Origin of the sequence: Bacillus sp. AFS017336 (assembly GCF_002555445.1) — a bacterium.
Lineage (GTDB): Bacteria > Bacillota > Bacilli > Bacillales > Bacillaceae_G > Gottfriedia.
The window spans coordinates 65,660-81,743 of the sequence record NZ_NUCO01000008.1 but is presented as its reverse complement, the minus strand read 5'-3'; the positions used below and the strand labels follow the sequence as shown (position 1 = coordinate 81,743).

At 31.5% G+C, this 16,084-nt stretch carries 21 protein-coding genes; 4 read left to right on the top strand and 17 right to left on the bottom strand.

The genetic code is table 11. The features are described from left to right. Positions 1-82 precede the first annotated feature (82 nt). On the bottom strand, positions 83-1,333 hold the full coding sequence (locus CN601_RS03330) for a sensor histidine kinase (protein ID WP_179865423.1): 1,251 nt from the start codon (positions 1,331-1,333) through the stop codon (positions 83-85). A gap of 131 nt (positions 1,334-1,464) precedes the next feature. Then, positions 1,465-2,109 (bottom strand): response regulator transcription factor, encoded by a 645-nt coding sequence (locus tag CN601_RS03325; RefSeq protein WP_098170048.1) that lies wholly within the window; start codon positions 2,107-2,109, stop codon positions 1,465-1,467. A 172-nt stretch (positions 2,110-2,281) separates the two neighbouring features. Here CN601_RS03325 and CN601_RS03320 point away from each other — a divergent pair, with 172 nt between their 5' ends. Continuing rightward, on the top strand, positions 2,282-3,148 hold the full coding sequence (locus CN601_RS03320) for a metallophosphoesterase (RefSeq protein WP_098170047.1): 867 nt from the start codon (positions 2,282-2,284) through the stop codon (positions 3,146-3,148). Positions 3,149-3,240: 92 nt separating this feature from the next. On the opposite strand, the gene CN601_RS03315 is transcribed toward CN601_RS03320, so the two are convergent. Then, the gene (locus CN601_RS03315; RefSeq protein WP_098119717.1) at positions 3,241-3,552 is read right to left on the bottom strand and encodes an antibiotic biosynthesis monooxygenase; all 312 of its coding nucleotides are present in this window, start codon (positions 3,550-3,552) and stop codon (positions 3,241-3,243) included. A gap of 141 nt (positions 3,553-3,693) precedes the next feature. Between CN601_RS03315 and CN601_RS03310 the strand changes: the two genes are divergently transcribed. Beyond that, positions 3,694-4,185 (top strand): FUSC family protein, encoded by a 492-nt coding sequence (locus CN601_RS03310; RefSeq protein ID WP_098170046.1) that lies wholly within the window; start codon positions 3,694-3,696, stop codon positions 4,183-4,185. 87 nt (positions 4,186-4,272) lie between these two features. On the opposite strand, the gene CN601_RS03305 is transcribed toward CN601_RS03310, so the two are convergent. From CN601_RS03305 to CN601_RS03295, 3 genes are all read right to left on the bottom strand, one after another. Continuing rightward, entirely contained in the window at positions 4,273-4,656 is a 384-nt protein-coding gene (locus tag CN601_RS03305; RefSeq protein ID WP_098119715.1) for a glyoxalase superfamily protein, read from the bottom strand. Positions 4,657-4,683: 27 nt separating this feature from the next. Continuing rightward, the gene (locus CN601_RS03300) at positions 4,684-5,199 is read right to left on the bottom strand and encodes a nucleotidyltransferase domain-containing protein (RefSeq protein WP_257131597.1); all 516 of its coding nucleotides are present in this window, start codon (positions 5,197-5,199) and stop codon (positions 4,684-4,686) included. Positions 5,200-5,442: 243 nt separating this feature from the next. After that, positions 5,443-6,912, bottom strand: a complete 1,470-nt coding sequence (locus CN601_RS03295) for a SulP family inorganic anion transporter (RefSeq protein WP_098170044.1) — start codon at positions 6,910-6,912, stop codon at positions 5,443-5,445. A gap of 151 nt (positions 6,913-7,063) precedes the next feature. On the opposite strand from CN601_RS03295, the gene CN601_RS03290 reads away from it, so the two are divergent. Next, a complete protein-coding gene (locus tag CN601_RS03290) occupies positions 7,064-7,606 on the top strand; it encodes a recombinase family protein (RefSeq protein ID WP_098170043.1) in 543 nt (180 codons plus the stop codon). 26 nt (positions 7,607-7,632) lie between these two features. Here the strand turns inward: CN601_RS03290 and CN601_RS03285 are convergent, their stop codons facing one another. Then, the gene (locus CN601_RS03285) at positions 7,633-7,818 is read right to left on the bottom strand and encodes a hypothetical protein (protein WP_098170042.1); all 186 of its coding nucleotides are present in this window, start codon (positions 7,816-7,818) and stop codon (positions 7,633-7,635) included. 154 nt (positions 7,819-7,972) lie between these two features. Next, positions 7,973-8,398, bottom strand: coding sequence for an RDD family protein (locus CN601_RS03280; RefSeq protein WP_098170041.1), 426 nt, complete (start codon positions 8,396-8,398; stop codon positions 7,973-7,975). Between the two features lie 266 nt (positions 8,399-8,664). Between CN601_RS03280 and CN601_RS03275 the strand changes: the two genes are divergently transcribed. Then, positions 8,665-9,405 carry a divergent polysaccharide deacetylase family protein gene (locus CN601_RS03275; protein WP_373604951.1) on the top strand — a complete coding sequence of 247 codons (741 nt, stop codon included), beginning with the start codon at positions 8,665-8,667 and terminating at the stop codon, positions 9,403-9,405. Positions 9,406-9,535: 130 nt separating this feature from the next. Here CN601_RS03275 and CN601_RS03270 read toward each other — a convergent pair whose 3' ends face one another. The 9 genes from CN601_RS03270 to CN601_RS03230 all read right to left on the bottom strand — a co-directional run bounded on the left by CN601_RS03270 (position 9,536) and on the right by CN601_RS03230 (position 16,052). Then, the gene (locus CN601_RS03270) at positions 9,536-10,057 is read right to left on the bottom strand and encodes a shikimate kinase (protein WP_098170040.1); all 522 of its coding nucleotides are present in this window, start codon (positions 10,055-10,057) and stop codon (positions 9,536-9,538) included. Positions 10,058-10,180: 123 nt separating this feature from the next. Next, positions 10,181-10,972 (bottom strand): phosphotransferase, encoded by a 792-nt coding sequence (locus CN601_RS03265; protein ID WP_098170039.1) that lies wholly within the window; start codon positions 10,970-10,972, stop codon positions 10,181-10,183. A gap of 253 nt (positions 10,973-11,225) precedes the next feature. After that, the gene (locus tag CN601_RS03260; protein WP_098119706.1) at positions 11,226-12,245 is read right to left on the bottom strand and encodes an anti sigma factor C-terminal domain-containing protein; all 1,020 of its coding nucleotides are present in this window, start codon (positions 12,243-12,245) and stop codon (positions 11,226-11,228) included. Then, complete coding sequence (locus CN601_RS03255) at positions 12,235-12,738, bottom strand: sigma-70 family RNA polymerase sigma factor (protein ID WP_098119705.1); 504 nt, start codon at positions 12,736-12,738, stop codon at positions 12,235-12,237. Before CN601_RS03255 ends, CN601_RS03260 begins: the two co-directional genes overlap by 11 nt. 359 nt (positions 12,739-13,097) lie before the next feature. Beyond that, a complete protein-coding gene (locus tag CN601_RS03250; RefSeq protein WP_098170038.1) occupies positions 13,098-13,469 on the bottom strand; it encodes an iron chaperone in 372 nt (123 codons plus the stop codon). A gap of 76 nt (positions 13,470-13,545) precedes the next feature. Then, entirely contained in the window at positions 13,546-13,821 is a 276-nt protein-coding gene (locus CN601_RS03245; protein ID WP_098119703.1) for a DUF4190 domain-containing protein, read from the bottom strand. Positions 13,822-14,011: 190 nt separating this feature from the next. Next, the gene (locus tag CN601_RS03240; RefSeq protein WP_098170037.1) at positions 14,012-14,698 is read right to left on the bottom strand and encodes a Dph6-related ATP pyrophosphatase; all 687 of its coding nucleotides are present in this window, start codon (positions 14,696-14,698) and stop codon (positions 14,012-14,014) included. A 76-nt stretch (positions 14,699-14,774) separates the two neighbouring features. After that, entirely contained in the window at positions 14,775-15,398 is a 624-nt protein-coding gene (locus tag CN601_RS03235; protein WP_098170036.1) for a hypothetical protein, read from the bottom strand. A gap of 90 nt (positions 15,399-15,488) precedes the next feature. Beyond that, positions 15,489-16,052 carry a GNAT family N-acetyltransferase gene (locus tag CN601_RS03230; protein ID WP_098170035.1) on the bottom strand — a complete coding sequence of 188 codons (564 nt, stop codon included), beginning with the start codon at positions 16,050-16,052 and terminating at the stop codon, positions 15,489-15,491. Between the last annotated feature and the right edge of the window lie 32 nt (positions 16,053-16,084).

Here is a 16,084-nt window from a genome sequence, read left to right as displayed (position 1 = left end):
TTCATTCCCTCCTTGGTTGTAAGCATAATGGTGCTTTGTGACACGAATGTTACAACCAAGGACAAAATTAAAAACCCTTACGCTATTGTAAGGGCTTTGGAAAATGAATGCTAAATTGTATTTTCCCATCAATTAATCTAACTTTATGTTGAAACCGATGACGATTTAAGATCGACTGTACAATTGCTAATCCTAAACCTGTTCCGGTTAAATGTTTATTTCGAGATGGCTCCATTACGTAAAATGGTTCCCAGATTTTTTCGACTTGAGTGGAATGATTTAGATGTGTCTCATTTTCTATTATGAATATAAATCCCTCATTATTTTCTTGAAACTGAATTAAAACTTCCGGACTTTTTGTGTATTTAATCGCATTACTAATTAGATTCGTAACGACTTTCTCAATCTGATCACGATCGGCTTCAATGAATAGCTGTCGTATTCCATTTTGGTTTATTTTTATTTCAATCGTATTTTGCATCAATTCTATTTCATAGCTTTCTAAGCACTGATTCATCAGTAGGATTAAATCGATTCGTTCAAGTTGCAAAACTTCTCTTTCAATTCTTGATAACTCTAATAACTTATCAATTAATCGGTTGATTTGATCTGTTTGTTTTATAATTGTATCTACATATGTACCATCGTCAATTCCGTCTTTAATTCCTGCAGAATAAGCCTTTATTAAAGCTAACGGCGTTTTGAGTTCATGAGAAATATCTGATATGAACGTTTTCAAGTTTGCATTTCGTTGATTTAAATCTTCATGTGCAAGTCTCAACTTGTCACTCATTTCATTAATACTTCTTGCAAGTTCTTCGATTTCATCATTCGTCGAAATATTGGCTTTTTTAAATTCTAACTGAGCAATTTCTTTGGAAATATCTTTTAATTCTTTTAAAGGATCAGTTATTTTCTTTGACCAAATCCAAACCATTAAAATCAACAGTATTATTAATGAAATCATTATATAAATGGTAAATTTATTTACGATTTGAACAGCATCACTTAAATAAACAATTGAAACACCAACTACGATAAATAGATTATCTTTTTGGATAAAGTCGACTAAAAAACTCGATTTTAATTTACCTTGATCATAAATTTTACTTATTCTTTTACCACTTTTAACTTGATTTAAAGATTCATCCGTTACCCAAAATTTATTTAGTGTTACTCTTTTTTGATTTAATTTATCTCTTACTAATCCATTAAATTGATCCAAATCAGATTGTATTGGTTCATAAACAATCGTAACATTATTTTTTTGTTCAAATTTGCTAATTGCTTGTTTGAATTCAGCCGTCGCCATTTGATCTATTTCATTAGTCAAATTATGCAACCTAGTTTTCATTTGATATAAGTAATACTTTGGTAATAAGTAGGAATTGATAATTAGATAAAAAATAAAAACAAAGAGAATACAGAGTGTAATCGCAATCGATATTTTTCTTCCTAATCGATTCATATTTCTTTTATTAGACTATATCCTAAACCTCGATGTGTTTGAATAAGATCTTCTCCTATTTTTTCTCTTAATCTCCTTATATGAGTGTCAACGGTTCGATCATCACCATCATAATCGATCCCCCATACATTCACTAATAAATCCTCGCGTGATAAAATGTTGCCACGATTTCGAACTAAGCAGCTTAATAAATCTATTTCCTTCTTAGTTAAATTTAAATTTTCATCGTTTCTAAAAACCATTTTCCCTTTAAAATCTACCTTTAAATTGCCGATTACGATCTGATTTTCTTCTTTCAATAACTTTTTTGCTCTAGTAATTAGGATCCCAGGATGGAACGGTTTCCTTACATAATCATCAGCACCTATTTTTAACGCTTGTAATTCGTCCTCGTCTTCACTCTTTGCTGTCAGCATTAACACTTTTGTATCACTATTTCTTTTAATTTCTTTACATACAGTTAACCCACTACTAAGCGGCATCATCCAATCAAGTATAGCTAGATCAATTTTCTCTTTATAAAATAACTCAATAGCTTGTTCACCGTCTTCTGCTAGAAAAACATTATATCCTTCCTTCTTAAAATAAACTTGCAAAATTTTTAACATATCTTGTTCATCATCAGCGATTAATATATTGATTTTAATTCCCCCATACTTTTATATTTTTTGTCACGTTCGTGTAACAAAAAGAGCTTAAACTTCTTTCGAGGAGTGAAAACATGAGAACTATTGAAATATTCGTCAGCGCACTATTCATTTTATTTGCGATTTATGTAGTATCTATAAATTAACAAAAGGTAGGTTAACCAACATGAAATATATCCTATTTAGAAAACTAATTAGAAGATTAATAGTTTTTATCCTAATATTATTAATTTTCCCAATCATGATATACAGTTATTCAAAAAGTATTGAACCTAAAATGTTGGATTTAAATCAAATTAGCATATCGTCTAAATCCGTTACAAAATCAATGGAGGGACTGAAAATTGTCCAATTTAGTGATAGCCATTTAGGAGAGCATTTTTCATTAAAGCAGTTAAAAAATGTAGTGAATCAAATTAATAAACAAAAACCGGACATAATTGTATTTACTGGTGATTTAATTGATAATAGCTCAATCTACAATAAGATCGACCAAATTCCATCCATCCTTCAACAATTAAAAGCTAAATATGGGAAATATGCAATATATGGTAATCACGACGTTGGCGGGGCAGGAAAGAAAATATCTTCAGCAGTATTCGTTAATTCTGGCTTTACAGTTTTAGAAAATAACAATGTGAAGATCAAACTAAAGAATAGTGAAATGAACATTATCGGTTTAGATGACTATCTATTAGGAAGACCCAATCCAACCGAAGCATTTAAAGATATAGATAAAAATGCATTCAACCTATTACTCGTTCATGAACCTGATGTAGCAGACCGACTGAAAGAATATCCAATCGACTTACAGCTTTCTGGTCATAGTCATGGCGGTCAAGTAAAACTACCTTTTCATGAGGCAATCTATACCCCTCCGCTTGCAAACATTTATACTGAAGGGCTATATGAATTAAAGGAACACGTAAAACCGATGTCATTATATGTAAATCGTGGCATTGGTACTACTAGAATTCCTTTTCGATTTTTTAGTGTCCCAGAACTAACTGTTTTTACATTAACGAATAAATGATGAAACCCGCAAGGTTAAATAGATCCTTGCGGGTTTTAACTATCGTATATTGAGCCAAGTTCACAAAATGCTTGCCTTAACGATATTCCAAGTTAAGACATTGGACTAAAATCCGTCCAAATTGTCACCGACAATAGTTCATGTGTAATGTCTTCACTAAACCAGGTTTCATTCCATTCATCTTGGCTTCTTTCAAACTTTGTCCTTTCTTCATAATCTTCAATACTTTTATATTTAATAAATAAATTAATGTAATAAAATTGCTCATCTTCTCTTTGCATAAAATCCATTCCAATATTTGATGGCTCTGAATGAAATTTTAAAGAAGCAGATTTTTTTAATCTTGATTTAAAATCCTCTAAGTATTTTTTTTCAAACTTATACTCAAATAAAACGGTTATCATTTCTTCAACCCATTTCTAAATATTGTTTTATAACTAAACAGTATTATAAGTATTAAAAATCTAATTTATACTTTTCAAAATCATACATAAAGGAAGTTTTTTGAGCAGAAAATAAAGAAAAATGGCGTAGGCTTGGTGTATATGGAAGAATTAAAATCACAGAACCCATCAGATAATTTAACATCTCTAATTTGGAAATTATCGATTGGTTCAACATTAGCGTGGGAAATTTCAAAATTTTTCGGTTCCGAACATCCTTATTTAGGTCCGGTTTCTCTAATTCTTACTATTCAAACGACAATGGACAAAACGGTCAGTTTATCCTTTAAACGTGTTATTGGAACAATGATTGGAATTATCATTACAGTAATAGTTGCTAGTCATTTAAAAGTTACTGGATTGAATTTAGGGCTAATAATTTTAATTGGTACGTATACTGCTAAATTCTTAAAATTAGACAAAAAAGTATTTCACCAGATTGCTCTAACAATACTATTTGTGTTTGCATTTGAACACAAATCAGATCATTATGCAATGGATCGAATGAGAGATACGCTTGTAGGTGTACTAGTTGCTAGTTTAATACAGTTCATTTGGTCATCACTAAACTCAAGAAAAAAGACAATGAAATAGTGCAAACCGAGTTCTTATAGAGGATTAGCTAGATTAATCCCTAAGCCAATCCTCTTTATTTATAAGGCTTATGTTGAAAATTACTCTCTATTCTTTTATGTTCTCGAAAAACACAATCCTATTACCGAATGGATCTCCTACGCATACCTCACGAGTATTCCAAGGTGTTGTTTCGATTCCCGGACGTGCATATTTGTATTTCTTCGATAATAGTTTCGAGTGATATACGTCTAAGTTTCCTACCTCAATTCTAATCGCAGCCCCAGGACTGCAATCTCCATGATGCTCAGAAAGATGTACTATACAATTGTTAAATGAAATTTGCATATACAAAGGAAAATCATCTTCAAATCGATGCTCCCAATCGATAGCAAACTCTAAAAATGATAGATAAAATTCTTTTGCTTTTTCTTCGTCAAAAATACGGAGGATTGGTGTAGGGCTTTTCATTGTTATTTCTGAAGTACTCATTAATTACATCACCTTTTCTTAAATTATTTAGTTTTTTGAATCAATAATATCTTGAATAATTTTCATACTTTCAATATCTTTTGGTCGAAGTTTGCGTCCAGTGCCTTTTTCATAAACCTTTTTTTCTTCAAGTAACTGGAGTGGATTTAAAACAGCAATCGAGATCCCTTTTAAATGATACTTCTGTACTGATAGAGAATCCTTGTGCCATTCCCAGTCTGGAAAACCATTCGCAATGAAGTTACCTTTGTTTGAAATTTTTACAAATATAAAGCTTACATCTAGATCGTTCTTCTGAAAATCTGTCTGAAGTAGACTAACTGTTTTTTTCTCAAAACCAGCATTAACCATTGACTTCTCAATGTTTTCGCGAAGTTGAATTATACTCACTAAATCAATATCTGAGTGTTCACGAGTAACTTTTCCAAGTAGAAAATCAATTGCCCACCCTCCACGTAACCATATTTTATAGTTGTGAGAAAGACAGATTCTATTAATTTCGTCTAGTATTTTCAATTGACTACTAACTAAACTAAAGTTCATATTCAACACACCTTTTTTAATCATCTTTATAAGTTTCTACTTTCGTGTTTACTTACCTTCTATCATTAACAAGTTTTTCCACAAAAAAAATAAGCTGTATTAGACAGCTTTTAACAAAAAGAATTTGATTACACTACTATATTAATCATTCCAAATTAGAGGTTTATAGATTTACAGTATTTTTTCGAAACAAGCCAAATATAAACAAATAAAAAGCTTCTTCAAAAATGAAGAAGCCATTTCTTATTGCCCAATATTTTCGTTTATTCCACTTGGTTTATTAAATAAAGCAATCGAATCGACAATTGATTTACTAGCGGGATTTAAACCAATAATATTTGTTTTTATATCATTTTCGTGGAATTTAATCACAATTTTATCTATTGCTGATACACCTGAATCATCCCAAATATGTGCATTTGATAAGTCAACATCTACTATTTTCACTTCATCTTTAAAATTAAATGCTGCAACAAAATCAGTAACTGAAGCAAAGAATAGTTGACCTTCTACTTTATAAACTCGTTTATTTGCTTCAAGTTGAGTAGTTACTTTTACTTTTGAGATTTTTGCTGCAAAGAAAACTGCACTTAATATAATCCCTATAATAACACCAATTGCTAAATTATGAGTTGATACTACTGCTCCAACTGTTACAACCATAACAGCTGCATCTGTTTTTGGCAGTTTTGTTAAGGTTTTTAGAGATGACCAATCAAATGTACTAATTGATACCATCACCATAACTGAAACTAGAGCTGCAAGGGGTATTTGAACAACTAACTTGTTTAATACCATAATTAAAAACATTAAAAAGGAACCAGCGACAAATGTAGATAATCTACTTCGACCACCTGATTTCACATTAATTACCGATTGTCCGATCATTGCACAACCAGCCATTCCTCCGAATAATCCATTGACAATATTCGCAATTCCTTGACCTTTAGATTCCAAATTTTTATTACTTGTCGTATCTGTCAGATCATCAACTATTTGTGCTGTTAATAATGATTCAATTAAACCGACTAAAGCTAAAGAAATTGCATAAGGCAAAATAATCTTAACCGTTTCAAAACTAAGTGGCACATTCGGTAAAATAAAACTTGGTAGTGAACCTGAAATATCCCCCATGTCTCCAACTTTATTTACATCACTTCCACTAAAAATTGCAATTAAACTAATTGTAATGATCGCTACTAACGGTGATGGTATTACCTTAGTAATTTTTGGAAACAAATAAATTACAACTAATCCACCAGCAACCATCGCATACATTTGCCACGACTGACCAACAAAATAAGGTAATTGAGCCATAAAAATTAAAATTGCTAACGAATTTACAAAGCCTGTCATAACAGATCGAGGAATAAATTTTACTAATTTACCAATTCCTAGAAAACCTAGAATCACTTGAATGATTCCTGTTAAAATAGTTGCTGCAAGCATATACTCTATACCATATTTTTTTACTAAACCAGCTAAAACAAGAGCCATAGCTCCAGTAGCTGCTGAAATCATCCCCGGACGGCCTCCAACAAATGAAATAACAACAGCAATACAAAATGAAGCATATAATCCAATTATTGGGTCGACACCTGCAATAATGGAAAATCCAATTGCTTCAGGAATTAGAGCTAAAGCAACAACAATACCAGCTAAAATATCTGCTCTTATATTAGAAAACCATTCTTTCTTAATTTTTTCTACCAATTAACGTACACCCCATATCTATTTTTTCACTTAAAATTCGATGCCGATTATCTAAAAAATAGTCTAACACCATTTTTCCCAAAAAGGAACCTTTTTTGGGAATATCGTATGGTATGATATGATAAACACCATAATAGTTAGGAGATTATGTATGTTAATTGGATATATGAGACCAAATCAAGAAGATCCAACATGCGAAGAACAACTAGTTCAATTGAAACAATTAAATTGTGAAAAAATAATATCAGAAGACCATTCATCTGCAAAAAATAGAACTCAACTGGACACAATCTTAACTAACCTAAAACAAGATGATAAAATTATTATTTCAAAACTCTTTACAATTGCAGATTCAACCCGCCATCTTGTAGAAATATTAAAAGTAATCGATTCTAAAGGGGCTTATTTACAGTCATATAAAGAAAAAATTGATACGAGTCTTAAAGCTGGCTACGCTTTTATTGATACCGTCAATCATTTGCTTACTTTTCAAAGTGATCTAATCAGTGAAAATACAAAAAAAGGATTATATGAGGCAAAACAAAAAGGAGTAACTTCAGGTAGACCTAAAAAGCCAGATGAAAATGTAAAACGTGCAATCGTCATGTATCAAAGCAAAAAATATACGCTTGAAGAAATTAAACAAGAAACAGGAATCAGTAAATCTACATTATATCGTTATTTGGAGAATTAAAAATGACCTTGATAAAGGTCATTTTTTCAATTCGTTCCATCTTTTCCTATATTATTTATTAACTTTTTCACTTTCTCATTTGGACTCCAACAGTTAAATTTATAATTTGTTTTAGTCTCAAATCCCAATCGACTGCAATAATATTTCATTCCTTCTATCTTTTTCTCCGCTTTGAAATGCTGACATGTAGCACAGCAATGGAAATCTTTCATATATCCTCCTAATTCTAAATCAGAACTTTAATTTATTAAATTCGGTAATAATAATAGCTGTTCCTTTTAAGAGAGGAATTCCCATGACAAATTAAATTGAGTAGCCACTGGCTACTCAAGAAATGATACATTATATTCCGTAGTATTCAATCTATTAAAGTTCTACTGTATTTTGATCAGTAGATTTGTATACGACAAAAGTTTTAGCCAATTTATCATGTAGCCCTTTTTTCTTACGTGTAAAAGCAATCATTATATAACCGATTCCGAATGTAATTGTAGATAATTCTTGTGCTAAAATTCGGCTTACAGAATCGATCGTTGATAAGTTTTCACCATCTGATTTTTGAATGACTAAACCCATCATAAATTTCCCAATCGTCCCCCGTAAAGATGTAATCGGTAGTACAAGTCGATAAATAAAAAACGACATGTAGTATGGCCATAAACTACTAGTAAATGTTAATCCAAGTATATTTTCAATAACTAGCTTTGCAATCCAGATCACTATACTAATTATTGCCCAGTCAATTAAAAACGCCCATAATCGAATCCAAAACCCAGCATGCTTTTGTTCCATAACCCTTGTTCATTCCCCTAAATTTATTTTTATAATTCTTACTAATATTTAATTTTAATTGTTTTTTCCTCTTTTTTACTGAGCACAAATTCACATTTCTACGGGCTTATTCTTCAAACTTGCAATTTTACTTAATAAATATTTTATCAAATTGTACTCTTTTCAACATTTTACGGTTATTTTCCATTTAATCACAGAAAATAGTAGGGTGTAGTAATTAATGTAAAGGAGATTTACCGATGAAGATTTGGATTACTTCTATTCTCATGGCTTTAGTTGTTTTTTCTACAACTTGCTCTTCTGTATTTGCTGAAAAAAATCATAAAGTTGCTATTGTAATTGATGATTTTGGTAATAACATGAAAGGAACTGAACAGATGCTTTCTCTGCCGATCCCGTTAACAGTCGCAGTGATGCCTTTCTTACCTTCAACCCAAAAAGATGCAACCGCTGCTCATAAAAAAGGCTATGAAGTTATTGTTCACTTACCAATGGAACCTAAAAAAGGTAAAGCAAGCTGGTTAGGTCCAAATGCTATTTTAACTAACTTAAGTGACCAAGAAATTCGTAAACGAGTAGAATTGGCAATTGATAACGTTCCATTTGCTATTGGGATAAATAACCATATGGGTTCAAAAGCAACCTCCGATGAAAGAGTAATGCGCATTGTTTTGGCGGTTTGTAAAGAGCGAGGATTATTTTTTTTCGATAGTAAAACAAACTATCGCAGCGTCGTTTCAAAAATTGCAGATGAGATTGGTGTACCAGTCATTGAAAACAAGTTATTTTTTGATGATTTATACACAATGAGCCACATTGAAAAACAAACTCGATTACTATTAGAAAAAGTAAAAAGTGAAACAACTATGATTGCAATTGGGCATGTAGGAGAACCAGGTGAAATGACCTCAAATGCGATTAAAGAATACATACCTAAAATTAAACAAGAAGCAACTTTTGTATTTTTATCTGAACTTGTTGAAAATGTACCGATTCCACTACATTAAAATTATTTATTAGCTTTACTAAACACAAAGACGATCCCTATGCAAATAAACTTCTATTAATTTTAAGCAGAGGATGCCCAAAATTTACACTTTTGGAACATCCTCTTTTACGACCTTATGGATATGAAACTTAGTTAAAGTAATTTTCAATCTCATTTTTATTCGTTAAAATCAAGATTTTTTTATTGTAATTTCTATATAAATTTTTAAAAAATTTCGGTTTGCCTACTTCCTCAAAATATCGATTCCATTTAAACATTTTGAAAAATATTTTTAGAGTCGGCTTGTAATTTGATTTTTCTAATCTTAGCTTTTGTAATAAAAACCTTCTAATTATACGATAAGTTCTAACGGAATATTTAGTATCTAAAAAAATGATTAACTCTGCATTTTCGAAACTATTAGCAACCCATTCTTCATTATGAACGCCTTCTACGATCCATGTATCTGTACTAATGAGATGCTCTAGATGCATTTCTCTTTCTTTTTCAGATCTCATTATATCTTTATGCCCATTTTGCCTTTTCCACACAACATTATCTAACTCATAATATGGAATATTTAGTCTAATAGCCATTTGTCTTGCTAATGTAGTCTTACCACTTCCAACAGAACCAATGATATGAATTTTCTTTGGTAAATTATTTTCCAATTAGATCACCACTTATCTTAATAACATTGAATCTATACTATTCTACTTAGTAGTTAAAATGACCTTTTTTAATTTATATATATAGTAAAGCAATCGCCATCCTTCATTCTAAGAATCCACTTTTTATTTCCACTCGTTACCGTGATTTCGAATTAACTTAATATCATTTAGATAATGCTCTAAGTGACCATCATCAATCATCTTTTGAAAAGCAACATCACCTTCATTTGCTTTTCTTTTAATTGTTTTACATAAACCTTCTATCCTTAACAATACCATCTTTAAATAATCTACTTCCTCTTTTTCACCGTAAGACTCAAAAAACAGGCTAACCCTTTGTTTTATGCGATCTGCATTATGTAAATGGCTATTATAAACTTCTTCACCATTTTCTGATAAATAAAATCTACTTAGTGGAACACATGTATAAAGAGTATAGGCTATGTCCCATAGTCTCGGGCCTGGTCCGGCTACATCAAAATCTATTATTCCAACTGGTTTTTCTCTATTAAAGATAATATTGTATCTAGCGAAGTCATTATGACATATTACTTCCATGTTCTTAGGAGTATTGTCAATCGGCTCCCAATCATCTGAAATTGGAAAATCACTTACAGCATTATGATATAGACGGAGCATTTTAGCTATTTCTTTTAAGGAATCATCAGACCACATATATTCCTTTAAAGGGTCATTTCCAGCTTCCCCTTCAATAAACGATAAGACCTCTCTTCCTTTTTCATCAATGCCTAAGAACTTTGGTGCATAAATGTAACCCTTCTTCTCTAAATGTTTTAATAACTGATGTATTTTTGTACTTTCAGGCTTTAATTCGCGTCGCACAGTGTTACCTGAGCGATAAACGTTAGAAACATTTCCACCTGTTAGCTTTTCTTCATTTTCATAGTTTGACATTAAAAATCCCTCCTAAGGTTCACATTAAGAAAAATATCCAATGTTCCCTCTAAATATGGATTGTGAAAAATGAACTTCTTAATAACAGAATAAATGAAAGAAAAATAAGTGCTTTAAAAATATTTTTATATCTAACTCTTTTATATTATTATGTAACTTAATGATGCAATAATTAGTTTGATATGAATTAATTGGATACTTTAAATATTAAACTTTTAATGATCCAATCAATAGCTAATAAACTTAATTTATCTTAATATTTATCAATCGTTGCACCAAGTACAGAAGCGCGGATAAATTTTAAACTTTTAAATCTTTTTAATTCCTCCGCTGTACCTGTAACCACAGCACCGTTAAAACGAATTTCTCCATTTGTTTCTTTCGTATTTTCTTTAATTCCTAAAAGTGCTTCTTTCACAGAACTTTTATGACTGCCTTTTTTGCTTAATTCGTTCAATGTGCTCAGGAAAGAATTCACGCCATATTTTGCTGAAAGCGGTACTCCCCCAGAAAATGTAATTCCAAAAGCACCACCACCGCCTTTAGTTTTTACGTCGTCACTATCTAATACATTTTCCATATAGTCCATCTGCTTTTTGGATGATGTATCAACCCATAACCAATTAACGTTTTTGTAACCTAACTGCTTATTTAATTCCTCTATCGTCATAGGTTTATTAAAAGAAAGCGCTACTTCAATTAATTTGTTCTTATCTAAATCTGTAGCAATATCTAACTCATGAGGTAAGTATTCATAAGACAGACCTGGATAATAGAAATCTATTTTTCTTTCATTATTAAATTCGTTATAACGTACATACCGATGAGCTTCTTCATTAAGTGTAATGACTTCTACAGATCCACTTCCTTGATCAAGCGTTTTGACTCTTCCAAATAAAGGGATTCTTTCCATCTTTTTATCCCATAGAATTGTACGATCTCCTATTGTCTTGTATATCCTTGTGTCGGTTGTGACACTGAAAAGTTCGTAATTATTTACTCCTCCACTTATTGATAAATTTGCTCCATGAATTGTACTATATTCAGTATCCAGATTCGCCTCTAAACGTGAGTTTAATATGTTTGTACGCTTATTTAATATGTACTTACCACCGTATAGTAATGCAGCTAATAAGATCATTGTTGTAAGAAGCGTAATAAAGATATATTTAATCGTTTGTTTCCTTTTTGATTTTTTAACGACTTTCTGTAATGAGGAACTTGTAATAAAATCTATTTCTTCCTCTTTATTAATTCCATCCTTATCGTTCATAATTTGCCTCCTTATAAATTTTTTCAAGTTTTTTACGAGCTCTAAATAAATTTGTCTTAATCGAATTCACACTTTTGTCTAATAACGATGAGATTTCTTCATATGAAAGTCCTGATTGATACTTAAGAAGTAACAGTTCTTTAAAATATGGTTTTAATCGAGAAAGTGCTATCGAGAGTCCTTCGTTTCGCTCCTTTTCTAGAAAAATATTTTCTGGATTCTCAACTTCATCTGCTTCAAGAAAGATCTCATTGAAATTCAACTGAGATCGCTTTTGCTTTCGACATTGGTCATAATAATCGTTTAATGCAACTCTTATCAACCAACTACGAATTTTTGAAGTCTTAATAGAATCATAATAAAGTAGATATTTATAAGCAGTTTCCTGAACAAGATCCTCAGCATCCGATTTAGATACTCCTAATTTAATTAAGTACCTAAATACGACATTAAGTTCTGAATTGAGCTCGCTATTTTTATTTATGTCATCCATCATCGTCCTCCTTTCTGCTTACTAGACGAATACGAAACCAAAAAGTATACAAAATATATGAAAAAATTTCCAAAAATAAAAGAGAGCTTCTGAAAGCTCTCGAAAAATCGACGGATACTTCTATTCAAAAATACATTCAGTATATTTGAATAGAAAATCCCAATACACTTCAAAAATAATTATAAAACTATCATTAAGTCTTATAATCACACACATTTGGCTCTTTTATTTTAAATGTGAACTTACAATATATCCTTTTTTGGAACCTATTTGTACGTAACTGTATGCTCTGCCACTTCCATAGCGATAAATCTCTAATTACACTACTAATAAATAATTGCGATAATATCTGTGTAACTTTATTTCCGCCAAAAAGTAGTTAATTCTGCTTTTTCTTGAATATTAAATTCAATCATTTTCTCAAGTAACTCATAATTGACAGGTTTTTTCCAAGGTATCCTAAACAAGCCTTTAGTAGCACTGTAACCAGCTTTTGCAATATCATCGGCAAAATGTACAATGCCCGCTTCTTCTGGTGAAACACTCATATGTTGCTTGGAAGTGGATAAACCGATAATAAATGTGCCGTGATCAGAAAACATTGGTGTATTCCACTTGATTTGAGATTCTAGATTTGGGAACTTATCTGCAATCCACTCCAAAACTTCAGTTGTTCGTTCTCGGTGATCTGGGTTATCAATACCTGCTAAATACTGTGCAAAAACTTCCATAGGTTCCCTCCTAAATAATATGTAGTTATGAATAGAATATTTGATTTTTTAGTATTACTATGTAGTTCCAAACTCCTTAGAACGTCATGGTATCACTCATAGAATTGAAAGCGACTATACCTAAAATTAAGATTAAAATAAAAACTATTTGAATACATATTCCAACAATACTGCAAACTCTACCTGAGACAGCTAAACCTTTGCCCTTTTCGTTTGAATATTTAATTTCAGTTATACTTTTTTTAGAAATAAAAAGACCAATAATTCCAAGTATAAAGCCGATAATCGGTATTATTATCGATAAAACGCCTAATGTTAGTGAAGAAATAGATTTACTATTAGTTGTTCCCATGTCAAACTCCCCCTTTTATTATCCCAAAACAAGAAACAAAATATTATTTTCTTCTAATTTTACCTTAACATTTAAATTTTGTAATTTGGGGGAATTTCGTCAAATTTAGCATTTTTTTACAAAACCTCGTCCATTCAATTGAATATTTTAAAATTAAACGGCAGCATACATTTATTTCTAAGATCAAAATTTATACAAGTTCCAAAGGCAAATACGCATATTCTTCGTCTTTACTAATCTCACATTTTCTGACTTGGATGGGGTATTTAAAAATAGGACCGTCTATTACCGTCGTGTGGAACTCTCCACTTTCACCACACGGGTCAATTCCACGAGCTTCAAGTTCAGTTATAAATTCATGTGTTACTGTACGCCCTAAATCTTCTTCTCGCATTCCTAACTTTAAATTAACGGTTACAACAATTGTTATAAAGCCTAAATTTATAAATTCTTCGACAGCTTCACGATGGTTCATTCCCCATAATGGCATCCCAAGCTTCAATCCTACCTTCTTTGTGATCATGTCGTGCCAACAATCTTGAGTTGGCATATCCAAGTCCCCTGTAACTAATACTTCTGCCCCTTGATTTTTAGCATTTTCTAGTAGGTGGATAAATACTTTTTCGTAATCACTCCAGCTTGCTACTCCGTTATAGATCGGTAAACCAATTGACTTAGCTTGTTCACGAACAAGTTCAGGAGGCATTCCATGAGACCTAGAACGATTTCCTTCTTCTTCAAGCATGACAATTAAACCAACCGGATCGCCAACTTTCATAGCTTTAAATAAAGCGAGAACACTATCCTTTCCACCACTAAAAGATGTAATAAATTTGTGCCCAATAGCGTTAGTTTTCCAATTTATTTTTTCAACCATATAATACTTTCCCTTCTTACTTGTCTAAAAAATCCTTTACTGCAGCTTTTATGTAACTAACTTCAATAATCTATTATCATTCAGGTGGAATTTTATATGTTACATTTCCATCACCATCTAAAAACTCCATCCGTGGAATATCGTTTTCATCCACTACCGTTCTGATCCGAGGTTTCCCTTTTGAATCTGATAGCTGAACGGTTACTTCACCTTTTGAATTTTTTCCCATAAATGCACGCTGTGTATTACCTTTCCAAATAGTCTCTAACTCTTTCTCTAGTTCCTCATCAGTTAGGTCAGAGTTTTGAATATCGCGTGTTCTTTCCATTAAATCTGGTAATGGCATATTTGGTCGATCATAAACGGAAAACCCATAATGTCGTTGTCCGTTCTCATCAATATAATGCATTTGTACGACTTGATCTTGTTTATACTGATCAAAAGTTAATGAAGCATAAGATTCATAGTTTCCTTCATCATCCTTTTTACTGCCAAATATAAGACCGCCGCACTCATCGCCTTCCCGATTATAAAACATCAATCCTGCAATTGGATCCTCTTGCCTATGCCCAGGAAGAATGTCTTTCCCGTCCATAATTGCTGGCGGAATATGATCATTATTAAATAAACGCATTCTTACCGTGCCATTTTTATCGACAATATTTATATTTTCAACATTAATATTCTTATAATCTTCCATTTAATTCTCCCCCTATACTCTACTACATAGGAGTTTCTAGCTTTTACTTAAAATTCCTTTTTTTTACAAAAACCAACAGATAAAAAACGATTAAACTTGATTATCTAATACGATGCCTTTTTTAAAATCTTCCCATTCTTCTCTTAATAACCCCATACGAATAGAATCATAATAATGTCCGTCATAGTAACGACATTTTCTCAATCTCGCTTCCATAGTCATACCCAATTTTTCACCAACTTTGATCATTCGATAATTTCCTGACCAAGTAGTATAACCTACACGCACCAATGGTAAAGTATTAAATAAGTGGTCTATCCAAAGTTTTAATGCTCTAGTACCATACCCACCGCTCCAGTATTGAGGGTCATATATCCCAATTCCCATTTCGAGCCAGTTAGAAGGTTTATGTTCCCAATAATAACTAACAATTCCAATTATTTTTCCTTCCACCTCTATAATCCACATCGAATCTTGATTCACAACCCGATCCTTTGTAGTTAAATATTCTTCAAAAGTCATAGATTTATGCTCATAATATGGTGCATCCCACTTTTTCCATTCTGGTTCGTTTTCTTTGAAAGTTAAAGTCCAAAGTGTATATAAGTCTTCTTCATTTATTGGCCTTATTTGTAATTCTTGATCGATATGCAAATTTATAATCTCCCTTTTAATAGAATTTATAT